Source organism: Variovorax sp. GW821-FHT06D12, from assembly GCF_059419205.1.
Genome location: NZ_JBWKRI010000011.1, coordinates 68,396 through 90,845 on the forward strand (window position 1 = coordinate 68,396; position 22,450 = coordinate 90,845).

At 67.9% G+C, this 22,450-nt stretch carries 22 protein-coding genes and 1 pseudogene; 8 read left to right on the forward strand and 15 right to left on the reverse strand.

Going from position 1 to position 22,450, the window contains the following annotated elements; translation table 11 throughout:
• Nucleotides 1–42 precede the first annotated feature (42 nt).
• The 6 genes from aspT to AC07SQ_RS28415 all read left to right on the forward strand — a co-directional run bounded on the left by aspT (nt 43) and on the right by AC07SQ_RS28415 (nt 8,355).
• The gene (aspT, locus tag AC07SQ_RS28390) at nt 43–1,731 is read left to right on the forward strand and encodes an aspartate-alanine antiporter (RefSeq protein ID WP_495272984.1); all 1,689 of its coding nucleotides are present in this window, start codon (nt 43–45) and stop codon (nt 1,729–1,731) included.
• A gap of 55 nt (nt 1,732–1,786) precedes the next feature.
• Nucleotides 1,787–3,460 carry a bifunctional aspartate transaminase/aspartate 4-decarboxylase gene (locus AC07SQ_RS28395; protein WP_495272983.1) on the forward strand — a complete coding sequence of 558 codons (1,674 nt, stop codon included), beginning with the start codon at nt 1,787–1,789 and terminating at the stop codon, nt 3,458–3,460.
• A gap of 87 nt (nt 3,461–3,547) precedes the next feature.
• Complete coding sequence (locus AC07SQ_RS28400; RefSeq protein WP_495272982.1) at nt 3,548–5,254, forward strand: Hsp70 family protein; 1,707 nt, start codon at nt 3,548–3,550, stop codon at nt 5,252–5,254.
• Nucleotides 5,255–5,272: 18 nt separating this feature from the next.
• Nucleotides 5,273–6,970: a TonB family protein gene (locus tag AC07SQ_RS28405; RefSeq protein WP_495272981.1), complete on the forward strand. Its 1,698-nt coding sequence runs from the start codon at nt 5,273–5,275 to the stop codon at nt 6,968–6,970.
• Complete coding sequence (locus AC07SQ_RS28410) at nt 6,967–7,653, forward strand: site-2 protease family protein (protein ID WP_492741631.1); 687 nt, start codon at nt 6,967–6,969, stop codon at nt 7,651–7,653. The genes AC07SQ_RS28405 and AC07SQ_RS28410 overlap by 4 nt, the downstream gene beginning before the upstream one ends.
• A gap of 9 nt (nt 7,654–7,662) precedes the next feature.
• Nucleotides 7,663–8,355: a prepilin peptidase gene (locus AC07SQ_RS28415; RefSeq protein ID WP_495272980.1), complete on the forward strand. Its 693-nt coding sequence runs from the start codon at nt 7,663–7,665 to the stop codon at nt 8,353–8,355.
• Between the two features lie 9 nt (nt 8,356–8,364).
• Here the strand turns inward: AC07SQ_RS28415 and AC07SQ_RS28420 are convergent, their stop codons facing one another.
• From AC07SQ_RS28420 to AC07SQ_RS28460, 9 genes and pseudogenes are all read right to left on the reverse strand, one after another.
• Nucleotides 8,365–9,558, reverse strand: coding sequence for an MFS transporter (locus AC07SQ_RS28420; protein ID WP_095947387.1), 1,194 nt, complete (start codon nt 9,556–9,558; stop codon nt 8,365–8,367).
• Nucleotides 9,558–10,670 (reverse strand): chorismate synthase, encoded by a 1,113-nt coding sequence (gene aroC, locus AC07SQ_RS28425; RefSeq protein WP_495272979.1) that lies wholly within the window; start codon nt 10,668–10,670, stop codon nt 9,558–9,560. Before aroC ends, AC07SQ_RS28420 begins: the two co-directional genes overlap by 1 nt.
• Nucleotides 10,671–10,703: 33 nt before the next feature.
• Entirely contained in the window at nt 10,704–10,889 is a 186-nt protein-coding gene (locus AC07SQ_RS28430) for a hypothetical protein (protein ID WP_062475744.1), read from the reverse strand.
• Nucleotides 10,890–10,943: 54 nt separating this feature from the next.
• Nucleotides 10,944–12,527, reverse strand: a complete 1,584-nt coding sequence (locus AC07SQ_RS28435; RefSeq protein WP_495272978.1) for an MFS transporter — start codon at nt 12,525–12,527, stop codon at nt 10,944–10,946.
• Nucleotides 12,524–12,892, reverse strand: coding sequence for a YciI family protein (locus AC07SQ_RS28440; protein ID WP_159272310.1), 369 nt, complete (start codon nt 12,890–12,892; stop codon nt 12,524–12,526). Before AC07SQ_RS28440 ends, AC07SQ_RS28435 begins: the two co-directional genes overlap by 4 nt.
• Complete coding sequence (locus tag AC07SQ_RS28445) at nt 12,889–13,269, reverse strand: YciI family protein (RefSeq protein ID WP_139703818.1); 381 nt, start codon at nt 13,267–13,269, stop codon at nt 12,889–12,891. The genes AC07SQ_RS28440 and AC07SQ_RS28445 overlap by 4 nt, the downstream gene beginning before the upstream one ends.
• 72 nt (nt 13,270–13,341) lie before the next feature.
• Entirely contained in the window at nt 13,342–14,616 is a 1,275-nt protein-coding gene (locus AC07SQ_RS28450; RefSeq protein ID WP_495272977.1) for an RNA polymerase sigma factor, read from the reverse strand.
• On the reverse strand, nt 14,613–15,095 hold the full coding sequence (locus tag AC07SQ_RS28455; protein ID WP_369632295.1) for an SRPBCC family protein: 483 nt from the start codon (nt 15,093–15,095) through the stop codon (nt 14,613–14,615). Before AC07SQ_RS28455 ends, AC07SQ_RS28450 begins: the two co-directional genes overlap by 4 nt.
• Nucleotides 15,096–15,244: 149 nt before the next feature.
• A pseudogene (locus AC07SQ_RS28460) lies at nt 15,245–15,634 on the reverse strand (ArsR/SmtB family transcription factor); the annotation flags it as partial.
• Between AC07SQ_RS28460 and AC07SQ_RS28465 the strand changes: the two are divergent.
• Nucleotides 15,531–15,953, forward strand: coding sequence for a cupin domain-containing protein (locus tag AC07SQ_RS28465; RefSeq protein ID WP_062475795.1), 423 nt, complete (start codon nt 15,531–15,533; stop codon nt 15,951–15,953). The pseudogene AC07SQ_RS28460 and the gene AC07SQ_RS28465 sit on opposite strands and share 104 nt — an antisense overlap.
• A gap of 80 nt (nt 15,954–16,033) precedes the next feature.
• A complete protein-coding gene (locus AC07SQ_RS28470; protein WP_095744820.1) occupies nt 16,034–16,951 on the forward strand; it encodes a DUF2167 domain-containing protein in 918 nt (305 codons plus the stop codon).
• A gap of 21 nt (nt 16,952–16,972) precedes the next feature.
• Here the strand turns inward: AC07SQ_RS28470 and AC07SQ_RS28475 are convergent, their stop codons facing one another.
• Genes AC07SQ_RS28475 through AC07SQ_RS28500 form a run of 6 tightly spaced genes read right to left on the reverse strand, consistent with a single transcriptional unit; the run spans nt 16,973 to nt 22,324 of the window.
• Nucleotides 16,973–17,773 carry an enoyl-CoA hydratase/isomerase family protein gene (locus tag AC07SQ_RS28475; protein WP_495272976.1) on the reverse strand — a complete coding sequence of 267 codons (801 nt, stop codon included), beginning with the start codon at nt 17,771–17,773 and terminating at the stop codon, nt 16,973–16,975.
• A gap of 1 nt (nt 17,774) precedes the next feature.
• Nucleotides 17,775–18,605, reverse strand: a complete 831-nt coding sequence (locus AC07SQ_RS28480; protein ID WP_070059439.1) for an SDR family NAD(P)-dependent oxidoreductase — start codon at nt 18,603–18,605, stop codon at nt 17,775–17,777.
• 37 nt (nt 18,606–18,642) lie between these two features.
• On the reverse strand, nt 18,643–19,059 hold the full coding sequence (locus tag AC07SQ_RS28485) for a MaoC family dehydratase (protein ID WP_095744817.1): 417 nt from the start codon (nt 19,057–19,059) through the stop codon (nt 18,643–18,645).
• Between the two features lie 14 nt (nt 19,060–19,073).
• Nucleotides 19,074–19,514 (reverse strand): MaoC family dehydratase N-terminal domain-containing protein, encoded by a 441-nt coding sequence (locus AC07SQ_RS28490; protein ID WP_070059441.1) that lies wholly within the window; start codon nt 19,512–19,514, stop codon nt 19,074–19,076.
• A 14-nt stretch (nt 19,515–19,528) separates the two neighbouring features.
• Nucleotides 19,529–20,713 carry a lipid-transfer protein gene (locus tag AC07SQ_RS28495; RefSeq protein ID WP_095947377.1) on the reverse strand — a complete coding sequence of 395 codons (1,185 nt, stop codon included), beginning with the start codon at nt 20,711–20,713 and terminating at the stop codon, nt 19,529–19,531.
• Nucleotides 20,714–20,764: 51 nt separating this feature from the next.
• A complete protein-coding gene (locus tag AC07SQ_RS28500; protein WP_495272975.1) occupies nt 20,765–22,324 on the reverse strand; it encodes a long-chain-fatty-acid--CoA ligase in 1,560 nt (519 codons plus the stop codon).
• Nucleotides 22,325–22,450 lie beyond the last annotated feature (126 nt).

Consider the following 22,450-nt stretch of genomic DNA (forward strand, 5'->3'; position numbering starts at 1 on the left):
CCACCCTCTTTTTCTCATTGATGCCCTGAAAGGACTTCCCCTATGGATTGGCTGCACGAACTCTTCAAGAAATCGCCGGAGATGGCGCTGTTTCTCTCGCTGGCCGTCGGCTACTGGATCGGCAAGATCAAGTTCGGCAAGTTCCAGCTCGGCGGCGTCGCCGGCTCGCTGCTGGTGGCGGTGATCGTGAGCCAGGTCGGCGTGCAGATCGACGGCGGCGTGAAGGCCGTGCTGTTCGCGCTGTTCATCTACGCCGTGGGCTTCGAGAGCGGGCCGCAGTTCTTCAGCTCGCTGGGCAAGCAGTCGATCAAGGAGATCATCCTGGCCGCCGTGATGGCGGCCACGGGCCTGGCGACCGTGGTGGTCATGGCCAAATTGTTCGGGCTCGACAAGGGCCTGGCGGCGGGCGTGGCGGCCGGCGGCCTCACGCAGAGCGCCATCATCGGCACGGCGGGCGACGCCATCGGCAAGCTCGGCCTCGCCGCCGCTGAAACGGCGCGGCTGCAGGGCAACGTGGCCATCGGCTATGCCGTGACCTACGTGTTCGGCTCGTTCGGCGCGATCATCGTGTGCGTCAACATCCTGCCCAAGCTCATGGGCCGCAGCATCCGCGACGACGCGATCGCGGCCGAGACCGCGATGCAGGCCGGCGTGAAGGTGCTCGGCCCCGACCAGGAAGAAGCCGCGCCCTCGCTGGTCGGGCGCATCTACCAGCTCACGAGCGACCCGCAGCGCACGGTGGCCGACATCGAGAACGCCAACCCGGCCACCACCATCACCATCGAGCGCGTGAAGCGCGACGGCAAGTTCGTCGAGGTCAGCCCCACGCTCGTGCTGCGCCAGGGCGACTACGTGCTCACCGTGGGCCGGCGCGATGCCGTGGTGGCGAGCGCCCCGCTGCTGGGCAAGGAGGTCGACGCGGTCGACGGCATGGAGCTGACGCTGAACAAGCGCGAGATCGTGCTCACCAACAAGGACTTCGGCGGCAAGACCGTTGACCAGATCCGCCAGGCCACCGCCGGCGGCGTGCGCCACGGCATCTTCGTCGTGCAGCTCAGCCGCATGGGCCAGGTGCTGCCGATGAAGCCCGACACCGTGGTGCAGGTCGGCGACCTGGTGTCGATCTTCGGCGCCGAGCAGGACGTGAAGCGCGTCGCCTCCCTCGTCGGCGACGTGATCGTGCCCAGCGCCAAGACCGACTTCGTGTACCTGGGCGCGGGCCTCGTGGTGGGCCTGCTGGTCGGCCTGCTGAGCGTGAAGATCGGCGCCATCCCGCTGACACTCGGCGCCGGCGGCGGCGCGCTGCTGTCGGGCCTGCTGTTCGGCTGGTACCGCGCGAAGAGGCAGACCTTCGGCGCGCTGCCGCCCAGCGCGGTGCAGCTGCTGAAAGACCTGGGCCTGGCGGGCTTCGTGGTCGTGGTCGGCCTGACGTCGGGCCTGCAGGCCGTGCAGACCATCAAGGAACTGGGCCTGACCATCTTCGGCGTCGGCGTGGTCGTCACGCTCGTGCCGATGATCCTCACGATGCTGTTCGGACGCTACGTGCTGCGCTACGACAACACGGCCGTGTTCGCCGGTGCGCTGAGCGGCTCGCGCAGCGCCAACCCGGCCTTCGGCGAAGTGCTGGGCAAGGCCGAGAACGCCATTCCCACCGTGCCCTTCGCCATCACCTACGCGCTGGCCAACGTGTTCCTCACGCTGCTGGGGCCGCTGATCGTGGCGCTGGTCTGAGCACCGCGCCTTCCCTTTTCTTTCTTCTTTCTTTTTATCAACCAAGGAGTACTCCATGGATTTCGGCGACGTGAAAAAGCTGGGCGGCCTGAGCCCGTTCGAACTGAAGGATGCGCTGATCCAGGTCGCACGACAGAGTGACCGCCTCATGCTCAACGCCGGCCGCGGCAACCCGAACTTCCTGGCCACCACCCCGCGCCATGGCTTCTTCCAGTTCGGACTCTTTGCCATGACCGAGGCCGAGCGTTCGTACATCTACATGGCGGACGTGGGCGGCTTTCCGCAGCGCGAGGGCATCGAGGCGCGCTTCGAGCTCTTTGCCAAGTCGCACGAAGGAGAACCCGGCGTGCGCTTCATCGAGGCCGCCGTGTCCTACGTGCGCGACCAGCTGGGCCTGTCGGCCGGCGACTTCATCTACGAGATGTGCGAGGCCATCCTGGGCTGCAACTACCCGGTGCCCGACCGCATGCTGCGCCTGACCGAGATCGTCGTGGGCCAGTACATCCACAAGGAAATGATCGGCACCCACCCCTTCGTGGGCAAGTTCGACATGTACGCGGTGGAAGGCGGCACCGCCGCCATGACCTACCTGTTCAACAGCCTGCGCGAGAACCACCTGCTGTCGCCCGGCGACACCATCGCGCTGGGCATGCCGATCTTCACGCCCTACATCGAGATCCCGCACCTGAACGACTACCAGCTCATCGAGGCGCTGATCGACGCGCCGCCGGAGAACAACTGGCAGTTCACCAAGAAAGAGCTGCAGAAGCTGCTCGACCCGAAGGTCAAGGCCTTCTTCCTGTGCAACCCGAGCAACCCGCCCTCGGTGAAGATCAGCGACGAGATGCTGGGCTACATCGCCGACATCGTGAAGCAGCGGCCCGATCTCATCATCCTCACGGACGACGTGTACGGCACCTTCGCCGACAACTTCCTGTCGCTGTTCGCGATCTGCCCGCAGAACACCATCCTGGTGTATTCGTTCTCGAAGTACTTCGGCGCCACCGGCTGGCGCATGGGCGTGGTCGCCACGCACGAGGACAACATCCTCGACCGCAAGATCGCCGCCCTGCCCGAGGCCAAGCGCAAGGAGCTCGACGCGCGCTACAGCTCCATCACCACCGAGCCGCGCAAGCTGAAGTTCATCGACCGCCTCGTGGCCGACAGCCGCACCGTGGCGCTGAACCACACGGCCGGCCTGTCGACCCCGGTGCAGGCGCAGATGGTGATGTTCTCGCTGTTCTGTCTGATGGACGAAGGCGAGACCTACAAGAAGTCGATGAAGCACATCGTCTCACGGCGCAAGGAGGCGCTGTACCGCGAGCTCGGCCTGCCGCTGCAGCCCGACCCGAACTCGGTGAGCTACTACCACCTGCTCGACCTGCAGGACATCGCCACGCAGATGCACGGCGAGCGCTTCGGCAAGTGGATTCTCACGAAGCTGCAGCCGAACGAGGCGCTGTTCCGCATCGCCGCCGAAACCAGCATCGTGCTGCTGCCCGGTCGCGGCTTCGGCGGCAAGCACCCCTCGGGGCGCGTGTCGCTGGCCAACCTCAACGAGTACGACTACGCGAACATCGGGCGCTCGCTGCGCAAGATGGCTTCGGAGTACTTTGCGATGTTCGAGAAGGAGGTGGAGGGCGGCAAGGTGGACAACGCGGGAAAGGCGGCCAAGGGCGGCGTCGGCAAGACCACTGTCGTTAAACCCGCAAAACGCGGCAAAAAGTAGCCTCGTTCCGCCCCTTGCGCGGCCCCGAAATGTATGCCTTTGACATACGATCAAAGGCATAAAAGAGGGATCGCAAAGGGGCGAGAAATGATCGTAGGCATTGACCTGGGCACGACCAACAGCCTGGTGGCGGTGTGGCGGGAAGGAAAGTCCGTTCTGATTCCCAACGGACTGGGCGAATACCTGACGCCGTCATGCGTCAGCCTCGACGAGGACGACACCGTGCTCGTCGGCAAGGCCGCCAGGGAACGGCTTCAGACGCATCCGGACCGCACCGCCGCCGTCTTCAAGCGCTACATGGGCAGCAACAAGACGGTGCGCCTGGGCAAGCGCAGCTTCAGGCCCGAAGAGCTTTCGGCACTGGTGCTGCGTTCACTCAAGGCCGATGCCGAGGCCATGCTGGGTGTACCGGTTCATGAAGCCGTCATCACCGTGCCCGCGTACTTTTCGGATGCGCAACGCAAAGCCACCCGTGCGGCGGGCGAACTCGCCGGCCTGAAGGTCGACCGGCTGCTAAACGAGCCCACCGCCGCGGCACTCGCCTACGGCATGCACGACATGGGCGCCGAAACGCGCTTTCTGGTGTTCGACCTCGGCGGTGGCACTTTCGACGTATCGATCCTCGAAATGTTCGAGGGTGTGATGGAGGTGCGTGCGTCGGCCGGCGACAACTTCCTGGGCGGCGAGGACTTCGTCGAATCGCTGATCACCCTGTTCTTCGAACGCAACGCTCTGCCGGCGAGCCTGCGCAACAACGCCCAGTTCATGCAACGACTGGCTGCGCAAACCGAAGCCGCGAAGCAGGCGCTGAGCCTGCACCCGCGCGCCGAGATCGTCGTCGCGCACGAGGCCGTGCGGCATCGGCTCGCGCTCGACGAAGCTCTGCTCGAACAAGCCTGCGCACCACTGCTCAAGCGGCTGCGCGCGCCGGTCGAACGCGCGCTGCGCGACGCCAATCTGCGGGCAGCGGAACTGAACGCAGTCGTTCTCGCGGGCGGTGCCACGCGCATGCCCGTCGTGCGGCGGCTGGCAACCACGATGTTCGGACGCTTCCCCTCCATCGACTTCAACCCCGATGAAGTCGTCGCACTGGGTGCCGCCGTGCAGGCCGGCCTCAAGGCCAAGGATGCGGCGCTGAAGGAAGTGGTGATGACCGACGTCGCGCCCTACTCGCTCGGCGTCGCGGTGAGCCATCGACTGGGCGCCAACACCTCGTCGCACGGGCATTTCGACCCCATCATCGAGCGCAACAGCACGGTGCCGGTCAGCCGCTCGAAGACATACATTCCCGGCTCCGACGCGCAGACCGCCATCGAACTGCAGGTGTACCAGGGAGAGTCACGCATGGTGCGAGACAACGTGCACCTGGGCAATCTCGAGGTACCGCTGCCACCCGGCCCCATTCAGGAATCGGTGGTCGAGGTCCGCTTCACCTACGACGTCAACGGTCTGCTGCAAGTCGAAGCGACGGTGCAGAAAACCCAGCAGACCTTCGGACTCCTGATCGAGGGTAATCCGGGGCTGCTGACTGACACGGAGATCAAGGAGCGACTGCAGGCACTGAGCGAACTCAAGATCCATCCACGTGACCGCATCGAGAACCGCACGCTGCTCGCACGCGGCGAACGGGTCTACCAGCAGCTGCGCGGCGATGTGCGTGAATGGCTGGGCGCCTGCATCACGGAATTCGAACGCGTGCTGGCTACGCAGGACAAGCGGCTCATCGCACCGGCGCATCGCCAATTTCAGGAGCAGCTGGACCACATCGAGCGCGACAGCCATCTGGCGGACTGACCGAAAGCGACGGCACTCATGAACGAAGTACCGGGCTTTCTGCTCGCACTGGGCCTGCGGCCGGATGCCGATGAGCGCGCAATCCGGCGCGCCTACGCCGCCGAACTGAAAAAGATCGACCAAGAGGCCGAGGCAGACGCCTTTCAGCGCTTGCGTGAGACCTATGAAGCGGCCTTGAGCTGGGTGCGCCACAAGCCTCAGGCCGATGCACCTGCCACGCAGGAGCCCCCACCGGCACCCGTCGAATCCACTGCGCAGAACGTGCAGCCTGACCCGCTCGATACGGCGCTCGCAGGGTCGCCCTCCGCTGTCCCCCAGACCGCCTCGCCCCACGAGAGCGCACACGCGGTGGTCGCAGCGTTTGCCGAGCGACTTGCCGAGCACCCGCCACGCTCGATCGACGACGCGGCAACGCTGCTGAATACCTCGCTGGAAGATGACCGCCTGCTCGACATGGACGCCCGCTTCCTGTTTGAGGCCAACGTGGCGCATATCCTGGCCAGCGGCTGGCAGGCGGGGCACGAGCACTTGTTCGAGGCGGCCGCCGAAGCCTTCGAGTGGCGCAAGGATTCCGCCCGACTGCAACGACTGGGCAAGGCTGGCCAGGTGGTGGATGCCGCCATCGTGGAGCAGCACGCCCACGCAGACCTGCCCACCGCGCACCGCGAACTGCAACTGAAGTACCTCGACCTGCTGCGTAAACGGTCGAACCCTGGCGAAGAAGCGGTGACGCTCGGCCTCGATCACGTCTTGCATGCGGCGGGGCTCTTTCCCAACTGGGTACGGCTGACATCCAAGACCGAGAACATCGCAGCCTGGCAGAAGGTCGACGCCAATACGGCAAGTTCGGCCTTCGGACCGAGCCCTCGTCGCACATCGCCTGCGACCGATGCACCGCACACACCGCTGAAGCCATCGCAACTGGTGGCATGGTTTGCGATCTTCTGTGTCGGCTCGATGCTGTTCGTGGTGTTGCAGTCGGCTCTCAAGTGGCAGGGCGAAAAGATGCCGGTTGCAGGGCCGCTCTCCTCGCACGCATCCCAGACGCCACCCCAGCGCGCAGCCTCGCCAGCGACAGTCATCCCGACCTCGCCTACCCCACTCACCTTCACGGCGCCCCCTGGGGCGCCCCGCGCCAGCGTCGCCCAGTCCGATGTGCCCAAGGCCGAATACAGCGTGGCGCCCCGTCCCGTCTATCCTCCGTTGTCGAAGCGATTTGGCGAACAAGGCAAGGTCCTCGTGAAAGTGCTGCCCGACAGCGAAGGCATCGTCCGGGGTATCCGCGTGGCACAGAGCTCGGGCTACGAGCGGCTCGACGCCGCAGCCCTCGATGCTGTCAAGGCCGCCCGGCTCATCATCCCCAAGGACAAAGTCGACAAGACGGGATCCACCTGGTACCTGGCGCCCATCAATTTCGTACTGACCGACGGCGCACAACCCGCCACGCGAAAGGACTGGGGCCAGATGGTGGCAGCAGCGGTCAGGCCCAACATCATTTTTGCGGCCGACGTACGGGGCAATCCAACGGTGGAGTTCACCCTGGACCTGGCGCCGAGCGGAAAGATCCTGAACGCAACCCTGTTGAAATCCAGCGGCGTTCCCGAATGGGACAACGCGGCGTTGCGCGCGATCCGCAAGACCGAGTACATGCCACTGCCCGATCAGGGCGCGATACCCGCCCAGATGGTGCTGGCTCTGCGCCCCAAGAATCCATGATCGACTTGCTTTTCGCTGTCGTGACCTGCGTCGTTCTTCACGTGTCATCGGCGGCATTCCTTGCCGACCAACTGAAGATCCGGGTGCGGGAGGTGTCGATCGGTTTCGGGCCTGTGCTCGCGCGGTTCGGCCGAGTCACGCTCAGGCCGTTTCTCTTCGGCGGCTCCGTGAGGTTCAAGGACTCCGAGGCGGAGTACCTCGATCCCGATGACATGCACGACGCTTTCGATGCCCAGCCACTGACGGCACGGCTTGCGGTCGGCGCCTCAGGCTGCATCGCGCTGGTGCTGGTGGCCGCGGCGACGCTGCGCATGGACGGTCTGCGCGCCTTCGTCAATGGCTTCGCGCAGATCGTCGGCGGCGCACTGTCCCCACTTGGCGAGGCGCAGGAACTGCTGGCACAGATGCATCTTGCGGGCACCACGCTGCCCTTCGTCTCGCTCCTCGGCTTCACAGCCGCCAAGTTCGCAGCGTTGAACCTGCTTCCCTCACCGGCAACCAACGGCGGCTTCCTGATCCGGACAGCCTTCTTGCGTACCCGGCTCTTCGGACTCTGGCCATCGCGAATGACTTCGCTCTGCGTGGTCGCCTACCTCGGGTTGCTGCTTTCATGGCTGTGCGCCCTGCTGGTCTACCTGACCCAGTCAGGTGCCATCGACCTTCACATGCTCAACGGGAAGTAAATGACGCCCATGCAATCGAACATCGAGGTCCTTGTGGCCTATGCCCTCGGCGGCGGCGCCTTCGCCGCCTTTGCCCTGCTGCCATGGATACGGCGTATTCCACTCGACATGCACAGGGTGTGGGCCAGCGAATACCAGAACTATCAGCCCTTCCTGCGCGACACCTCCGAACTCGACATCTCCAAGGCGAGCAAGTTCGCCATCGTCATCGGTGCCGCCTTGCTCTGTCTCGGCCTCGCATTCGTGCGCGGCGCATCGTTGGACACAGCGATGCTGTGCGTGCTGCTGCTCGGATGGATCCTGCTGACGGCGATCAACGTCCGTCACGAGTTGCTTCCAGACCGGATCTTGCTCGCCCTGCTATGGCTGGGGCTGCTCTACCGTGCATCCACAGGACCGGCGTCCGACAACGTGCTCGGGGCGGTGTCGGGGTACCTTGCGCCGTGGCTGGTGACGACGGCAGTGCGCTCGAATACAGGTCGGGACATCGTGAGTCACGGCGACCTCAAGGCCTTCGCTGTCACCGGCGCCTGGTTCGGATGGGCCGCGCTGCCGACGGTGTACGTCGCGTTCGTGGTGGCTTCGTTGCTGACGGCGATCGTGTTCGCACTGCGAGACGCGCATCACAAGAGAGCCGTGCCATCCGGTCCTGCACACATGGCGGCGGCGATGGTGGCAATGCTGGGGTATCGGATCTTCTGACGGCCCGACTCAAGCGGGCTTCGACCGCCCCGACGGCTCGAGTACCACCATCCGCCACGCGCACAGCGTCCCCGCCACCGCCAGCAGCGCCGCCAGCGCGAACATCGTGCGATACCCCAGCTCTTGCGCCACCGCCCCGCCGAGCAGCACGCCCAGCACGCCGCCGAAGCCGTAGCCGATCACCGTGAACAGCGCCTGCCCGCGTCCGCGCAGGTGGCCGGGGAAGCGGCGCGACACCACGGCGATGCAGGCCGTGTGGTGCGCCGCGAAGCTCAGCGCATGCAGCCACTGCGCGATGACCAGCGCCGCGATGAAGCCGCCGAGCCCGGCCGTGAGGCCGAGCCGTGCCACGCCGGCGATGCCGCACACCAGCATCCAGCGCGGCATCGGCAACAGGCCGATGAGCCGGCCCTGCAGAAAGAACCAGACGATCTCGGCCACCACCGACAGCGCCCACAAGAGGCCGATGGTGCTCTTGCCGTAGCCGATCGAATCGAGGTACAGCGAGAAGAACGCGTACACCGAGAAATGCGACATCACCTGGAAGAACAGCGACGCGAAGAACCAGCGCACGGCGGGGATGCGCAGCACGGGGCCGATGGGTTCCTTCACGGCGTCGTGCGCGGCCGGCGGTTCGCGCAGGTCGGGCAGCTTCATGGTCGCGAGCAGCACCACAGCCAGCGTGCCGGCGGCCCAGTACGGGAAGTGCTTCATGCCGAAGCGCTCGAACCACTCGCCCGCGACGAACACGGTGACCAGGAAGCCGGCCGAGCCGCACAGGCGGATGCGCCCGTAGCGGCCCCAGTCGCCCGCGACGATCTGCGCCATGGCCGCTTCGGTGAGCGACATCATCGAGCTGGTGTGCGTGAACATCACGAGCAGCACCAGCGCGAGCCACCAGGCGCCGCCATGCCACCACAGGCCGAAGGAGCTGGCCAACGCCACCGCGGCGCTGAAGCGCAGCAGCTTCACGCGCTGGCCGGTGTGGTCGCTGAGCGCACCCCAGGCATAGGGCGCGAAGACGCGCGTGATCGATTGCACCGAGGCCAGCAGGCTGATCGTGAAGATCGGCAGGCCCAGGTCCTTGAGCCACAACGGCAGGTACGGGTTAAAGAAACCGATGTGCGCGAAATAGCTGGCCGACAGGCCAGCGAACGCCAACAGGTGGCCGCGCCCGGCGGCCACTGGTGGCGGCGTTGACACTACAGGAAAGACGACTGCGGCGACGCAGCTTCGCTCTTCTCGACGGGCGGGTTCACGTCGCCGCACTGCGCGCGGTTGCGCAGCACGTGTTCCATCACCACCAGCGCGAGCATGGCTTCGGCGATGGGCGTGGCGCGGATGCCCACGCAGGGGTCGTGGCGGCCCTTGGTGATGACCTCGACGGGGTTGTTGTTCACATCGATGGACTGGCGCGGGCTGATGATCGAGCTGGTGGGCTTGATCGCGATGCTCACTTCCAGGTCCTGCCCCGAGCTGATGCCACCCAAAATGCCGCCCGCGTTGTTGCTGAGGAAGCCCGTCGGCGTGATCGAGTCGCCGTGCGTGGTGCCGCGCTGCGTGACGCTGTCGAAGCCGGCGCCAATCTCCACGGCCTTCACGGCATTGATGCCCATCATGGCGTAAGCGATCTCGGCGTCGAGCTTGTCGAACAGCGGCTCGCCCAGGCCCACGGGCACGTTGGTGGCGGTGACGCGGATGCGCGCGCCGCACGAATCGCCGGCCTTGCGCAGGCGGTCCATGTAGTCCTCCAGTGCGCTCACGTCGGCGATGGGGGCGAAGAAGGGGTTGTGGGGGACGTGGTCCCAGCTCTCGAAGGGAATGGCGATCTCGCCGATCTGCGTCATGCAGCCGCGGAACACCATCCCGTATTTTTCGGCCAGCCACTTCTTGGCGACCGCGCCGGCCGCGACCATGGGCGCGGTGAGGCGTGCCGAAGAACGCCCGCCGCCGCGCGGATCGCGGATGCCGTATTTCTTCCAGTAGGTGAAGTCGGCGTGGCCGGGGCGGAACTGCTGGGCGATCTGCCCGTAGTCCTTGCTGCGCTGGTCGGTGTTCTGGATCAGCAGCGCAATGGGCGTGCCGGTGGTCTTGCCCTCGTACACGCCGGACAGGATCTGCACCGCGTCGGGCTCGTTGCGCTGGGTGACGTGGCGGCTGGTGCCGGGGCGTCGGCGGTCGAGGTCGCCCTGGATGTCGGCCTCGCTCAGGGCCATGCCCGGGGGGCAGCCGTCGATCACGCAGCCGATGGCCGGGCCGTGCGACTCGCCGAAATTGGTGACCGCGAAGAGAGTTCCGAAGGTGTTGCCGCTCATGGCGGGGATTATCCCCACAAAGCAGCAGCCGACTCAGTCGGTGGTGTTTTCCATGCGCTTGGCGAGCGCGCCGAGCTGCAGCTCGATGCTGAACAGCCGCTCGTTCAGCACCGCCGTCTGCAGCCGGATCGCCTCGACGATGGCCTTGGTCTGCGGGTCGGAGGTGCTGTCGGACAGTTCCGCCAGGTCATGCAGCTTCTTGCGCAGTTCGTTGCTCATGGGGCCTCCGTTCGGTCGTGGGATGCGTCGTGGAAGCCCCAGTATGGAGGCTCGTCAACGCTCCGGCAATGCGGCGCCGCCCGGGGGTACGGCGCCCTCCTGTGCATGCGACGCGCCCACCCCTCGCAGCCGCACCGCCACCAGCACGCCGACGAACAACAGAACCACCGCGCACAGGCCGGCCACCAGCCGCAGGGCGCGCAGCAGCGCCTCGCGCCCGGTGTCGAGCAGCGCGGCGCCGGTGGTACCGGGCAGTTCCCCGGCCAGCGCGACCGCCCCGCCCAGCGTGCTGCGGGCGGCTTCGACCGCCGCCGCACCGGCCAGCCCGGCCGGCACGGCGTCGGCCATGGCCGCCCGGTAGATCGCCGCACCGACGCTGCCGAGGATGGCGATGCCCAGCGCCCCGCCGAACTCGGAGCTGGTCTCCGAGATGGCCGAGGCCACGCCCGCGCGCTCCGGCGGCGCGCTGCCCACGACCAGGTCGGTGGCCAGGGTGAACACCGGCGCCAGGCCGAGCGAGGAAATGACCGCGCTCGTCACCATCCAGGCCAGACCGCCCTGCGCCGGCAGCAGCACCAGCATGCCGAAGCCCAGCGCCGCCACGCCCAGCCCGCCGCCCATCACGTAGGCCGGGCACAGGCGCCGCGTGAGCGCGGGCACGATCATCGAGCCGACGATGAAGGCGCCGGCGCCCGGCATGCTCCACAGGCCCGCCGCCAGCGGCGGCAGGCCGAGCACCAGCTGCAGGTACTGCGCGTTGTACAGAAAGAGCCCGAACATCACGAAGCAGGCCAGCATGTAGGCCCCCAGCGAGACGCTGAAGGCCGGCAACCTGAACAGGCGCAGGTCGATCATCGGGTTGGCCAGCCGCCCCTGCCGGCGCGCGAACAGCCAGCCCAGCAGCGCACCGGCCGCGATGGCCAGCAGCGACACCGCGTCGGGCCCGTGCTCGGCCACCTGCTTGATGCCGTAGATGGCCGCCAGCACCGCGCCCAGCGAGAGCGCCACGCTGGCCAGGTCGAGCGCGCCCGCGTCGGGGTCGCGGTACTCGGGCAGCAGCCAGGGGCCGAGCGCCAGCAGCAGCACCATCACCGGCACGCCGATGAGGAACACCGAGCCCCACGGAAAGAACTGCAACAGCACGCCGCCCAGCACCGGGCCGATGACGGCGCCGGCCGAATAGCTGGAGATCCACACGCCGATGGCCACGGTGCGCTGCGCCGGGTCGAGGAACATGTTGCGGATCAGCGAGAGCGTGGACGGCGCCAGCGTCGCCCCCGCCACGCCCAGCAGCGCGCGCGTGGCGATCAGCATGTTGGCGCTGGTCGAGAACGCCGCGAGCACCGAGGCCACGCCGAACGCCACCGCGCCGATCAGCAGCAGCCGGCGCCGCCCGATGCGGTCGCCCAGCGTGCCCATGGTGACCAGCAGGCCGGCCACGAAGAAGCCGTAGATGTCGACGATCCACAGCAGCTGCGAGGCGGTGGGCTTGAGGTCTTCGCTGATCGACGGGATCGCCAGGTTCAGCACCGTGAGGTCCATCGAATAGAGCATGCAGGGCAGCGCGATGACTGCCAGCCCGGTCCATTCGCGCGCCGTGGCGCGGGCGGGTGCCGCCCGGTCGAGTGCGCCGCTCATGGGCCGGCTCCGCTGTCGCTTGCCGACCAGGCCTTGCGCACCTCGATGCTGCTCAAGCGCGCCGAGGGAATGCCGGCCGCAAGCTGCAGCGCTTCTTCTTCGCTGTCGGCCTCGACCAGGTAGAAGCCGCCCAGCTGCTCGCTGGTTTCGGCGAACGGCCCGTCGGTGACCGAGAGCTTGTCGTTGCGCATGCGCACCGTGACCGCCGTGCCGGCCGGCTGCAAGGCCTCGGCCACGACGAGCTTGCCGAGCGCCTGCAGGTGGGCGTCGTAGTCGATGTGTTCGTTGATGTAGTGGTCCATGTCCTGCGCCGAGAAGTGGCTCGTCTGCGCGTCGGTTCCGAAAATGAGGCAAAGGTATCTCATGCGGCATTCCCCTCGGGGTTTTCGATCATTTCCATGACGTCGATGGGACGCACCTCGATGGCGCCGTAGCGCGCCATCGGAATGCGGCCCGCCAGCTGGATCGCGGCGTTCAGGTCGCGCGCCTCGACCAGGATGAAGCCGCACAGCTGCTCGCGGGCTTCGGCATAGGGGCCGTCGACGTGCGAGCGTTGGCCCTGGCGCACCTGCACCACCTTGGCGGCGCGCACCGGGCTCAGCGCCTCGGCGGCGATGAAGTGGCCGGCGGCTTCGAGCAGGCGGTCGTAGGCCATCGAGTCGGCATTGAGCGCGCGGCGCTCGTCGGGCGGCAGCGCGCGAAGCACCGCTTCGTCGCAGTGAACGAGGCAGAGGTATTTCATGCGGAATCTCCTTGCAAATTTGAGTGAGGACATCACTGGTCGAACGGCGACGGCCGGAATCGACAAGGGGCGTCAAAAATTTTTCGTGTCGGGCAGCGAGGCCAGCTGCCGCTCCAGGAATTGCCGCTCGGGCTGCTGGCGGACCAGCGACAGCGCCTGCAGATAGGCGGCCCGTGCATCGTCGGTGCGGCCGAGGCGCCGGCACAGCTCGGCACGCGCGCCATGCGCCAGGTGGTACTGGGCCAACTCGCCGCGCGCGAGCAGCGCGTCGATCAGCGCCAGCCCGGCCGCCGGCCCGTCGCGCATCGCCACGGCCGCCGCGCGGTTGAGCTCGGCCACGGGCGAGGGGTCGAGCCGCAGCAGCACGTCGTACAGGCCGACGATCTGCGGCCAGTCCGTGGCGGCGGCCTCGGCCGCTTCGGCGTGCACCGCGGCAATGGCGGCCTGCAAGGTGTACGGGCCGAAGCGGCGCGACAGCAGCGCGCGCTCGACCAGCGCCGCGCCCTCCCCGATCTGCCCGCGGTGCCACAGGCTGCGGTCCTGCGCGTCGAGCAGCACGAGCTCGCCCTGCGCCGAGGTGCGCGCGGCGCGGCGCGCGTCGTGCAGCAGCATCAGCGCGAGCAGGCCCAGCGCCTCGGGGTCGGGCAGCAGCTCGGCCACCAGCCGCCCGAGCCGGATCGCTTCGGCCGAGAGGTCGGCGCGCGTCACGCTCTGACCCGACGAAGCCGCGTAGCCTTCGTTGAACACGAGGTACACCACGCGCAGCACGGCATCGAGCCGTTCGGGCAGCTCGGCCAGGCCCGGCACCTGGTATGGAATGCCGGCCTCGCGGATGCGCGCCTTGGCCCGCACGATGCGCTGCGCGATGGTGGGCGCGGGCACGAGAAAGGCGCGCGCGATCTCCTCGGTCGCCAGCCCGCAGACCTCGCGCAGCGTGAGCGCCACCTGGGCGTCGGGCGCGAGCGCGGGATGGCAGCAGGTGAAGACCAGGCGCAGGCGGTCGTCCTCGAGCGCGTCGGCATCGGGGTCGGCCTCGTGCCAGGCGGGCGCGGGGTCGGCCAGCGTGTCGGTGTGGGCGGTGGCGTCGTCCCACGCGGTAAAGCGCGCCTGCCGGCGGATGCCGTCGATCGATTTGAAGCGCCCCGCCGACACCAGCCAGGCGCGCGGGTTGGCCGGCACGCCTTCGCGCGGCCATTGCTCGAGCGCGGCGCGAAAGGCGTCGTGCAGGGCTTCTTCCGCCAGGTCGAAATCGCCCAGCAACCGCACCAGCGTGGCGAAGATACGGCGCGACTCGCTGCGGTAGATCGCGTCGAGCGTGTCGGCGATGGCCGTCGGTTGTGCCGTCACCCGGTGTCGCCGGCGAGCAACCAACTCTCGAGCTTGACGAGCGAGCCGGTCCAGCCATGGTTGTGGCCGTCGCGCGCCGCTTCGTCGAAGAACTGTTGGTGCATGAGCACGAGCTCGCAGCCGCCCGCGTCGGGTTCGAGTTGCACGGTGACGCGCGACTCGCGCTCGGGCGTGCTGCGCCAGGCCCAGCTGAAGACCAGCCGGCGCTCGGGCACGACCTCGAGGTACGTGCCGCTCACGTCGTGCGTCTCGCCGTCGGCCGCCAACATGGTCACGCGAAAGCGCCCGCCCACGCGCAGGTCGACCTCGGCCAGCGGCACGTCGACGATCTCCTCGGGGCCGAACCAGTGCTTCAGCGCTTGCGGGTCGGTCCACGCGCGCCAGACTTTGGCGGGGCTGACGCGGAAGTGCCGCCGGAGCGTGAGCGAGGGGCGATCGGTGCCGGGGCCGGCGGTGGGGCCGGGGGAAGGTTTCGCCATTCGGTGTCCTCCTGGTGGTAGAGAAAGCGCGCCAGGGCATCGAGGCGGCCGGTCCAGAACTTCTCGTAGCGCGAGAGCCACACGGCGGCCTCCTGCATCGGGCCCGGCGACAGCTCGCAGCGCACGACGCGGCCCGCCTTCGTGCGCGAGATGAGGCCGGCGCCTTCGAGCACGCGCAGGTGCTTCATGAAGCCGGTCAGCGACATGCCGTGCGGTTCGGCCAGCTCGGTCACGCTGAGGCCGCCCTCGCCCAGCGCTTCGAGCACGCTGCGGCGGGTCGGGTCGGACAGGGCCGCAAACACGGCGTCCAGGGCATCTGAGTGAACCATGCGGTTGAGTATCTGGAGCGGCCCGCAGGCCGTCAAGCAATGGGCCGTGCGCAGGAACGGTTTATGCATGCTGCATCGCAGCATCATCCCCCGCGAAGGAGCGCCCATGCTGGACCGAACCGCCACCCAGTTCTCCCACGTCAAGCCCGGTGACACCGAGTACGTCTCGGGCGGGTTGCGAGACTTCTTCCTGTACCGCGACCTCGGCATTGCGGCCGCCACCCACGGCAAGGTGATCGCGCACCTGGTCAAGGCCAACATGGCACCGGAAGCGGGCACCGGCTGGCACCGCCACGAGGCGGACTTCCAGATCGTCATCATGCTCAAGGGCTGGGCCCGCTTCATGTACGAGGACAAGGAGACGCGCGTCGAGGCCGGCGACGTGGTGCACCAGCGCCCCGGCATCCGCCACTTTCTCTTCGACTATTCGCCCGACATGGAGTACCTGGAGATCGTCTCGCCGGCCGACTTCAAGAGCATCGACGTCGAGCCGGTCTGCGAGATTCCGCCGCCCACGCCCTGGCCCTGAAACCCACGGCCGGCGCGGCTTTGCGCGCCGATAAACTCCTCGCGTCTCACCAGAAACGACAACAACCGAGGAGAGAGAACTTGCGTATTCATACTGCCCGCCTGACGGCCGGCTTGCTGTTCGCGTGCGCCCTGACGGCCACCCACATCAGCAACGCCGCATCCCCCACCACAGCTTCCACAACCTCTGCTGCGAGTTCGCTCGAAGCCGAGCAGGAAGCCGCCTTCAAGGCCGCCAAGGCCGTGCAGAAAGCCGGCCCCGCCGACATCACGCTGCGCGACCAGGCCCACCTGAAGCTGCCCGCCGGCTACGTCTGGGTGCCGACGCCCGCCGCCGCGCAGCTCATGCGCAGCATGGGCAACCGCACCGACGACACCTTCATCGGCGCGATCTTCCCTGCCGACGACGGCGACTGGATGGCGGTCGTGAAGTTCGTGAAAGAGGGCTACATCAAGGACGACGACGCCAAGGACTGGAACGCCGACGAACTGCTCACGAGCCTGAAGGAAGGCACCGAGGCCGCGAACGAGGAACGCGCCAAGCGCGGCATCCCGGGCATCGAGGTCACGGGCTGGGCGCAGAAGCCGCAGTACGACGCCGCGACGCACCGGCTGGTGTGGTCGGCCCTGTCGAAGAAGAAGGGCAGCGACGGCGGCAACCCCGGCGTCAACTACAACACCTACGCGCTGGGCCGCGAGGGCTACCTGAGCCTGAACCTCATCACCAACGCGAACGACCTCGAGAAGTACAAGCCCGACGCCACCAAGCTGCTCGGCGCGCTGCAGTACGACGACGGCAAGAAGTACGCGGACTTCAATGCGTCCACCGACAAGGTCGCCGCCTACGGCCTGGCCGCGCTGGTGGCGGGCGCGGCCGCGAAGAAGCTGGGCCTGTTCGCGGTCGCCCTCGCCTTCCTGGCCAAATTCGCGAAGGTTGCCGTGGTGGCGGGCGGCGCGGCGCTCTGGGGCCTGACGAAGCTCTTCAAGAAGAAGAGCTGAGCCTGCAACAGCCCGCCGCGCTCAGCGGCCCGAGAAGCGCGGCGCGCGCTTCTCGGTGAAGGCCTTCACGCCTTCGCGCCCATCCGCGCTGCCCGCGCGCTGGCGCAGCAGGCGGTGTTCCATCTCGAAGTGTTCTTCGATCGGGCGCGCGGTGGCACTGCCGCACAGCGCTTTGATGCCCGCGAACGATGCGGTGGCACCGTTCGCCAGCCGCGTCACCAGCGCTTCGGCGGCCGCCGCCAGTTCGGCGTCCGGGTACAGCGCATCGACAGCGCCCGCTGCCAGGCAGCGCGCGCTGTCGATCGCGTCGCTCAGCATGAGCCATTGCTGCGCGCGCACCGGCCCGATGCGCCGCGACAGGAAATACGAACTCCCCGCGTCCGGCGACAGCCCGATGGCCGCGTAGCCGGTGCGCAGCTTCATCGACTCGGTGGCGAGCACGAAGTCGCCGCACAGCGCCAGCCCCACGCCGGCACCGCCGACCGTGCCGTTCACCGCCACCACCAGCGGCGCCGGGTTCTGAACCAGCCGCAGCAGCGCGGGATGCAGCCGGTCGAGGATGGCGTCGACCAGTTCGGGCAGCTTGTCGCCGGCCGCCACGAAGCTGTCGATGTCGCCGCCCGCGCAGAACACACGGCCCTCGCCCGTCAGCAGGATGGCGCGCGGCGCCGCTTCGAGCACCTCGTCGATGGCGCGCGCGAGCGCATGGCTGCTCGCCAGCGAGACCGAGTTGGCGCGCTCGGGCCGCTTCAGCACGATGCGGCCGATGCCGTCCTGCACGCCCCAGGCAATGCCTTCTTCTTCGAATTGCGTGCCGGCCATCTCAGATCCCCGTCAACCCGCCGGTGCACATGAGCGTCTGGCCGCTCACGTAGTCCGACTCGGGCGCGCACAGCAGGTACACCGCACCAGCCGCCTCTTCGGGCGTGCCGCCGCGGCCCAGCGGAATCGACTGTTCCATCATCGCCAGCAGGCCGGGGTTGACGCCGACCTTGATCTCGCGCCCCTCGATGTTCGCGGTGGTGGCCTCGGCCGTGCTGGCCGTGAGCCGCGTCTGGATAAAGCCGAAGGCCACGCAGTTCACCGTGACGTTCATGCGGCCCCACTCCTTGGCCAGCGTCTGTGTCATGCCGACGATGCCGGCCTTGGCGGTCGAATAGTTGGCCTGCCCCGCATTGCCGAAGAGCCCGGCCACCGACGAGATGTTGACCACCTTGCGCACCACGCGCCGGCCCGCTTCGCCCTCGGTTTTCGCCAGCGCACGGATCACGGGCTGCGCCGCGCGCAGGATGCGAAACGGCGCCGTCAGGTGCACGTCGATCATGGCGTACCACTGCTCGTCGGTCATCTTCTGCACCACGCTGTCCCAGGTGTAGCCAGCGTTGTTGACGATGATGTCCAGGCCCTTGAACTCGTTCACCGCCGTGCCGACGAATCGCTCGGCGAAGTCCGGTGCCGACACGCTGCCGACGCAGGCCACGGCCTGCCCGCCCGCGGCGCGAATGGCCTGCACGGTCTCCTCGGCCGGTGCAGCGTCGAGGTCGTTGACGACGACGCGCGCGCCTTCGCTGGCCAGCTTGAGCGCGATCGCGCGGCCGATGCCGCGGCCCGAGCCGGTGATGAGGGCGACCTTGCCTTCGAGTTTGGGTGTCATGTCTCTTCTCTCTTCTTTCATTCGTACGTTCAAGGGGTCAGCGCAGCGCCACGAGCGCCTCGCCCGCGATGCGCGTCTGTCCGTGCTGGTTGGCGCTGAGCACTTCCACGCGCACGCAGCGTTCGCCGCCCAGCTCCAGCTTCTCGACCACGCGGCCGGTGCAGCGCACCGCATGGCCCAAGTGCGTGATGCCCTGGAAGCGCACGTCGAAGCGGCGCAGCTGCGCCTGCGGCACCCACTGCGTGAGCAGCCGGCCGAGCCAGGCCATGCCCAGCATGCCCTGCGCGAACACGTCGGGCATGCCGGCCTTGCGCGCGAAGTCGGTGTCGATGTGGATCGGGTTGTGGTCGCCCGAGGCGCCCGCGAAGAGCGCGAGCGTGGTGCGGTTCACCGGCGGGAGTTGCAGCGCGGGAAGTTCGTCGCCGACCTGGACGGTGTCGTAGCGGAGGGTCATCGCTCGTTCTTTCTTCAGTGGCGGCAGACGATCACCGTGCGCAGCTCGGCCACGAGTTCGTCGCGCTGGTTGGTGGCGCGCGAGGTCTTCACGACGAATTCGAGCGCGCCGTTCTTCTTGTCGTAGATGTCGCTGATGGTGGAGCGCACCGTCACCGTGTCGCCCACGCAGGCGGGGCGGTGGTAGCTGAAGCTCTGCTCACCGTGCAGCAGCTTCGACAACGGAATCTGCAGGTCGGTGAGCAGCTGGTCCGACGCGCCCGAATCCAGCTCGGCGGCGAACAGGAAGGTGGGCGGTGCCGGCAGGTCGGGGTAGCCGGCATCGCGCGCGGCGGCGGCATCGGTGTAGACCGGATCGGTCTCGCCGATGGCCTTGGCGAAGAACTGCAGCCGGCTGCGCTCGATGGGCAGCACCGACGCGGGCAGCTCGTGGCCGATCCATTTCTTGTCGATCATGGGTGGCCCTGCCCTCAGACGCGTTCGTACAGCGTGACCACGCAGGCGCCGCCCAACCCGAGGTTGTGCTGCAGCGCCATCCGCGCGCCTTCGACCTGGCGCTTCTCCGCCGTGCCGCGCAGCTGCTGGACCAGCTCCGTGCATTGCGCGAGCCCCGTCGCGCCGAGCGGGTGGCCCTTCGACAACAGCCCGCCGGACGGATTGGTGACGACCTTGCCGCCGTAGGTGTTGTCGCCATCGACCACGAACTTCTCCGCGCCACCGACCGGACACAGGCCCAGCGCTTCGTAGCTGATGAGTTCGTTGTGCGCAAAGCAGTCGTGCAGCTCGACCACGTCGATGTCCTGCGGGCCGACACCGGCCGCGTCGTAGACCTTCTGCGCGGCCTCCTGCGCCATGCTGAAGCCGACCACCTCGCGCATGTCGCGCGCCTCGAAGGTGATGGCGCGGTCGGTGGTCATGGCCTGGGCCTTGATGCGCACGCTGCGGTCCAGCCCGTGGCGTTCGGCGAAACGCGGCGAGCAGACGATGGCCGCGGCCGCGCCGCAGGTCGGCGGGCAGGCCATGAGCCGCGTCATCACGCCGGGCCACATGACGGGCGCAGCCATCACCTCGTCTTCGGTGACGACGGTGCGAAACAGCGCCACCGGGTTGTTCGACGCATGGCGGCTGGCCTTGGCGCGGATCTTCGCGAAGGTCGACATCTGCGTGCCGTACTGCTGCATGTGCGCCAGGCCCGCGCCACCGAAGTAGCGCAGCGCCAGCGGCACCTGCTCGTTGCCGACCAGCTCGTCGGTGATCGACTCGAAGTGATCGAACGGACTCGGGCGGTCGTTGAACACCGCGCCCAGCGCGCCGGGGCTCATGTGTTCGAAGCCCAGCGCCAGCACGCAGTCGGCCGCGCCGCTGGCCACGGCCTGGCGCGCCAGGAACAGCGCGGTCGAGCCGGTGGAGCAGTTGTTGTTGACGTTGACGACCGGGATGCCGGTCATGCCCACTTCATAGAGCGCGCGCTGGCCGGCGGTGGAGTCGCCGTACACGTAGCCGACGTAAGCCTGCTGCACCAGCTCGTAGCCGATGCCGGCGTCTTTCAAGGCGGCGTTGGTGGCGTGCGCGGCCATCTGCGGGTAGGGCTGGTTCGCGCCCGGCTTGGTGAAGGGGATCATGCCGACACCGACGACGTAGACATCCTGGCTCATGAGAGGCTCCTGAAATGAATGAATGGGAAGGAAGAGAGAGTTCGAAAACCGTCAGGCTACGCTTCGTTGGCGCCCTTGCCAAAACGGTTCGCGCAACCGGGTCTTGAGCACCTTGCCCGCACCCGACAGCGGCAGCGCCTCGACCACCGCCACGCTGCGCGGGCATTTGTAGTTGGCGATCAGCGCCTTGCAATGCGCGATGAGCGCGTCGGCCGCCAACTGCTGGCCCGGCTTGAGCACGAGCACCGCATGCACGGCCTCGCCCCACTCCTCGCTGGGGATGCCAATGACCGCGCAGGCCGCCACGGCCGGGTGCTGGTTGATGGCGTTCTCGACCTCGGCCGAATAGATGTTCTCGCCGCCGCTGATGATCATGTCCTTCAGGCGGTCGACCACGAAGATGTAGCCGTCGTCGTCCATGTACGCGCCGTCGCCCGTGTGCATCCAGCCGCCGCGCACGGCCGCGGCGGTCTGCGCGGGCTGGTTCCAGTAGCCCTGCATCACGTTGGGGCCGCGCACCGCGACCTCGCCCACCGTGCCGCGCGGCACCTCGTTGCCCTCGGCGTCGACGATGCGCACCTCGGTGCAGTAGCTGGCGCGGCCGGCCGAGCGCAGCTTGCCCCGGCGCTGGCCTTCGGCCGTGTGGTTGCGCGCGGGGTTGACGGTGGCCAGCGGCGACAGCTCGGTCATGCCGTAGGCCTGCACGAAGTCCACGCCCGGAAAGGCGGCCATCGCGCGGGTCAGCACCGCCTCCGAGATCGGCGAGGCGCCGTAGGTGATGCACTTCAGGCTGCTGAGGTCGCGCGGCTCGTGCATCGCCGGATGGTCCACCAGCATCTGGATCATGGTGGGCACCAGCAGCGCGTGCGTGACGCGGTCCTGCTCGATGGCGTTCAGCACCGCTTCAGGGCTGAAGGCCGGAATGATCGCGTGCGTGTTGCCCTCCAGCCAGTGCGGCGCGGCCAGGCCCATGTCGGCCAGGTGGAACATCGGCGCGGCGTGCAGGTAGCAGCCCTCGGGCGCGGCCAAGCCTTCAGCATGCAGGGCCAGCCCCGAGCTGCCCATGTTGGTGTGGCTCAGCATCACGCCCTTGGGAAAGCCGGTGGTACCACCGGTGTAGAAGATGCCCGCCAGGTCGTCGTCGCAGCGGCCGGCGTCGGGCACGGGCGAGGCGGCCTCCAGCAGCGCCTCGTAGCCGAGCATGCCGGGCGGCGTCGGGCCGTCGCCGCAGTAGATCACCTCGCGCAGGCTGGTCGCCTGCCCGCGCATCTGCTCGACCACAGGGCGGAAGGTGTCGTCCACCAGCAGCAGCGTGGAGCCCGAGTCGTCCAGCGAGTACAGGATTTCGGCCGCCGACCAGCGGATGTTGCAGGGGTTGAGCACGCCGCCGCCCCAGGGCACGGCCATCTGGTATTCGAGGTAGCGCGCCGAATTGAGCGCCAGCATGGCGACGCGGTCGCCCGCCTGCATGCCGAGCCCCTGCAGGGCGCCCGCCAGGCGCGCGACCCGCTCGGCATAGGCGCGAAAGCTCAGGGTGCGGCCGGCGGCGCGCACGGCGATCCGGTCGGGGTGCTGCTGCACGCTGCGGTGCAGCGACTGGGTCAGGTACATGGCGGTTGTCTCCGTTCGGTTCTTGTGTAGGCGCATGGTAGAAACCGCGCCGTGCCGCGGCGATTGCGCATCGCATCGCCCGCATGGCAGAAAACCTCAATCGACACCCGCGTCGCCACCGGGTCT

Bases quoted from the DNA above. Each gene is read 5' to 3' on its own strand.
- aspT (WP_495272984.1), top strand. From the start codon at position 43: ATGGATTGGCTGCACGAACTCTTCAAGAAATCGCCGGAGATGGCGCTG.
- AC07SQ_RS28480 (WP_070059439.1), bottom strand. From the start codon at position 18,605: ATGACACCCAAACTCGAAGGCAAGGTCGCCCTCATCACCGGCTCGGGC.
- AC07SQ_RS28415 (WP_495272980.1), top strand. From the start codon at position 7,663: ATGCAATCGAACATCGAGGTCCTTGTGGCCTATGCCCTCGGCGGCGGC.
- AC07SQ_RS28435 (WP_495272978.1), bottom strand. From the start codon at position 12,527: ATGAGCGGCGCACTCGACCGGGCGGCACCCGCCCGCGCCACGGCGCGC.
- AC07SQ_RS28430 (WP_062475744.1), bottom strand. From the start codon at position 10,889: ATGAGCAACGAACTGCGCAAGAAGCTGCATGACCTGGCGGAACTGTCC.
- AC07SQ_RS28455 (WP_369632295.1), bottom strand. From the start codon at position 15,095: ATGGCGAAACCTTCCCCCGGCCCCACCGCCGGCCCCGGCACCGATCGC.
- aroC (WP_495272979.1), bottom strand. From the start codon at position 10,670: ATGAGCGGCAACACCTTCGGAACTCTCTTCGCGGTCACCAATTTCGGC.
- AC07SQ_RS28485 (WP_095744817.1), bottom strand. From the start codon at position 19,059: ATGACCCTCCGCTACGACACCGTCCAGGTCGGCGACGAACTTCCCGCG.
- AC07SQ_RS28465 (WP_062475795.1), top strand. From the start codon at position 15,531: ATGCTGGACCGAACCGCCACCCAGTTCTCCCACGTCAAGCCCGGTGAC.
- AC07SQ_RS28490 (WP_070059441.1), bottom strand. From the start codon at position 19,514: ATGATCGACAAGAAATGGATCGGCCACGAGCTGCCCGCGTCGGTGCTG.
- AC07SQ_RS28410 (WP_492741631.1), top strand. From the start codon at position 6,967: ATGATCGACTTGCTTTTCGCTGTCGTGACCTGCGTCGTTCTTCACGTG.
- AC07SQ_RS28445 (WP_139703818.1), bottom strand. From the start codon at position 13,269: ATGAAATACCTCTGCCTCGTTCACTGCGACGAAGCGGTGCTTCGCGCG.
- AC07SQ_RS28405 (WP_495272981.1), top strand. From the start codon at position 5,273: ATGAACGAAGTACCGGGCTTTCTGCTCGCACTGGGCCTGCGGCCGGAT.
- AC07SQ_RS28440 (WP_159272310.1), bottom strand. From the start codon at position 12,892: ATGAGATACCTTTGCCTCATTTTCGGAACCGACGCGCAGACGAGCCAC.
- AC07SQ_RS28475 (WP_495272976.1), bottom strand. From the start codon at position 17,773: ATGGCCGGCACGCAATTCGAAGAAGAAGGCATTGCCTGGGGCGTGCAG.
- AC07SQ_RS28395 (WP_495272983.1), top strand. From the start codon at position 1,787: ATGGATTTCGGCGACGTGAAAAAGCTGGGCGGCCTGAGCCCGTTCGAA.
- AC07SQ_RS28495 (WP_095947377.1), bottom strand. From the start codon at position 20,713: ATGAGCCAGGATGTCTACGTCGTCGGTGTCGGCATGATCCCCTTCACC.
- AC07SQ_RS28500 (WP_495272975.1), bottom strand. From the start codon at position 22,324: ATGTACCTGACCCAGTCGCTGCACCGCAGCGTGCAGCAGCACCCCGAC.
- AC07SQ_RS28400 (WP_495272982.1), top strand. From the start codon at position 3,548: ATGATCGTAGGCATTGACCTGGGCACGACCAACAGCCTGGTGGCGGTG.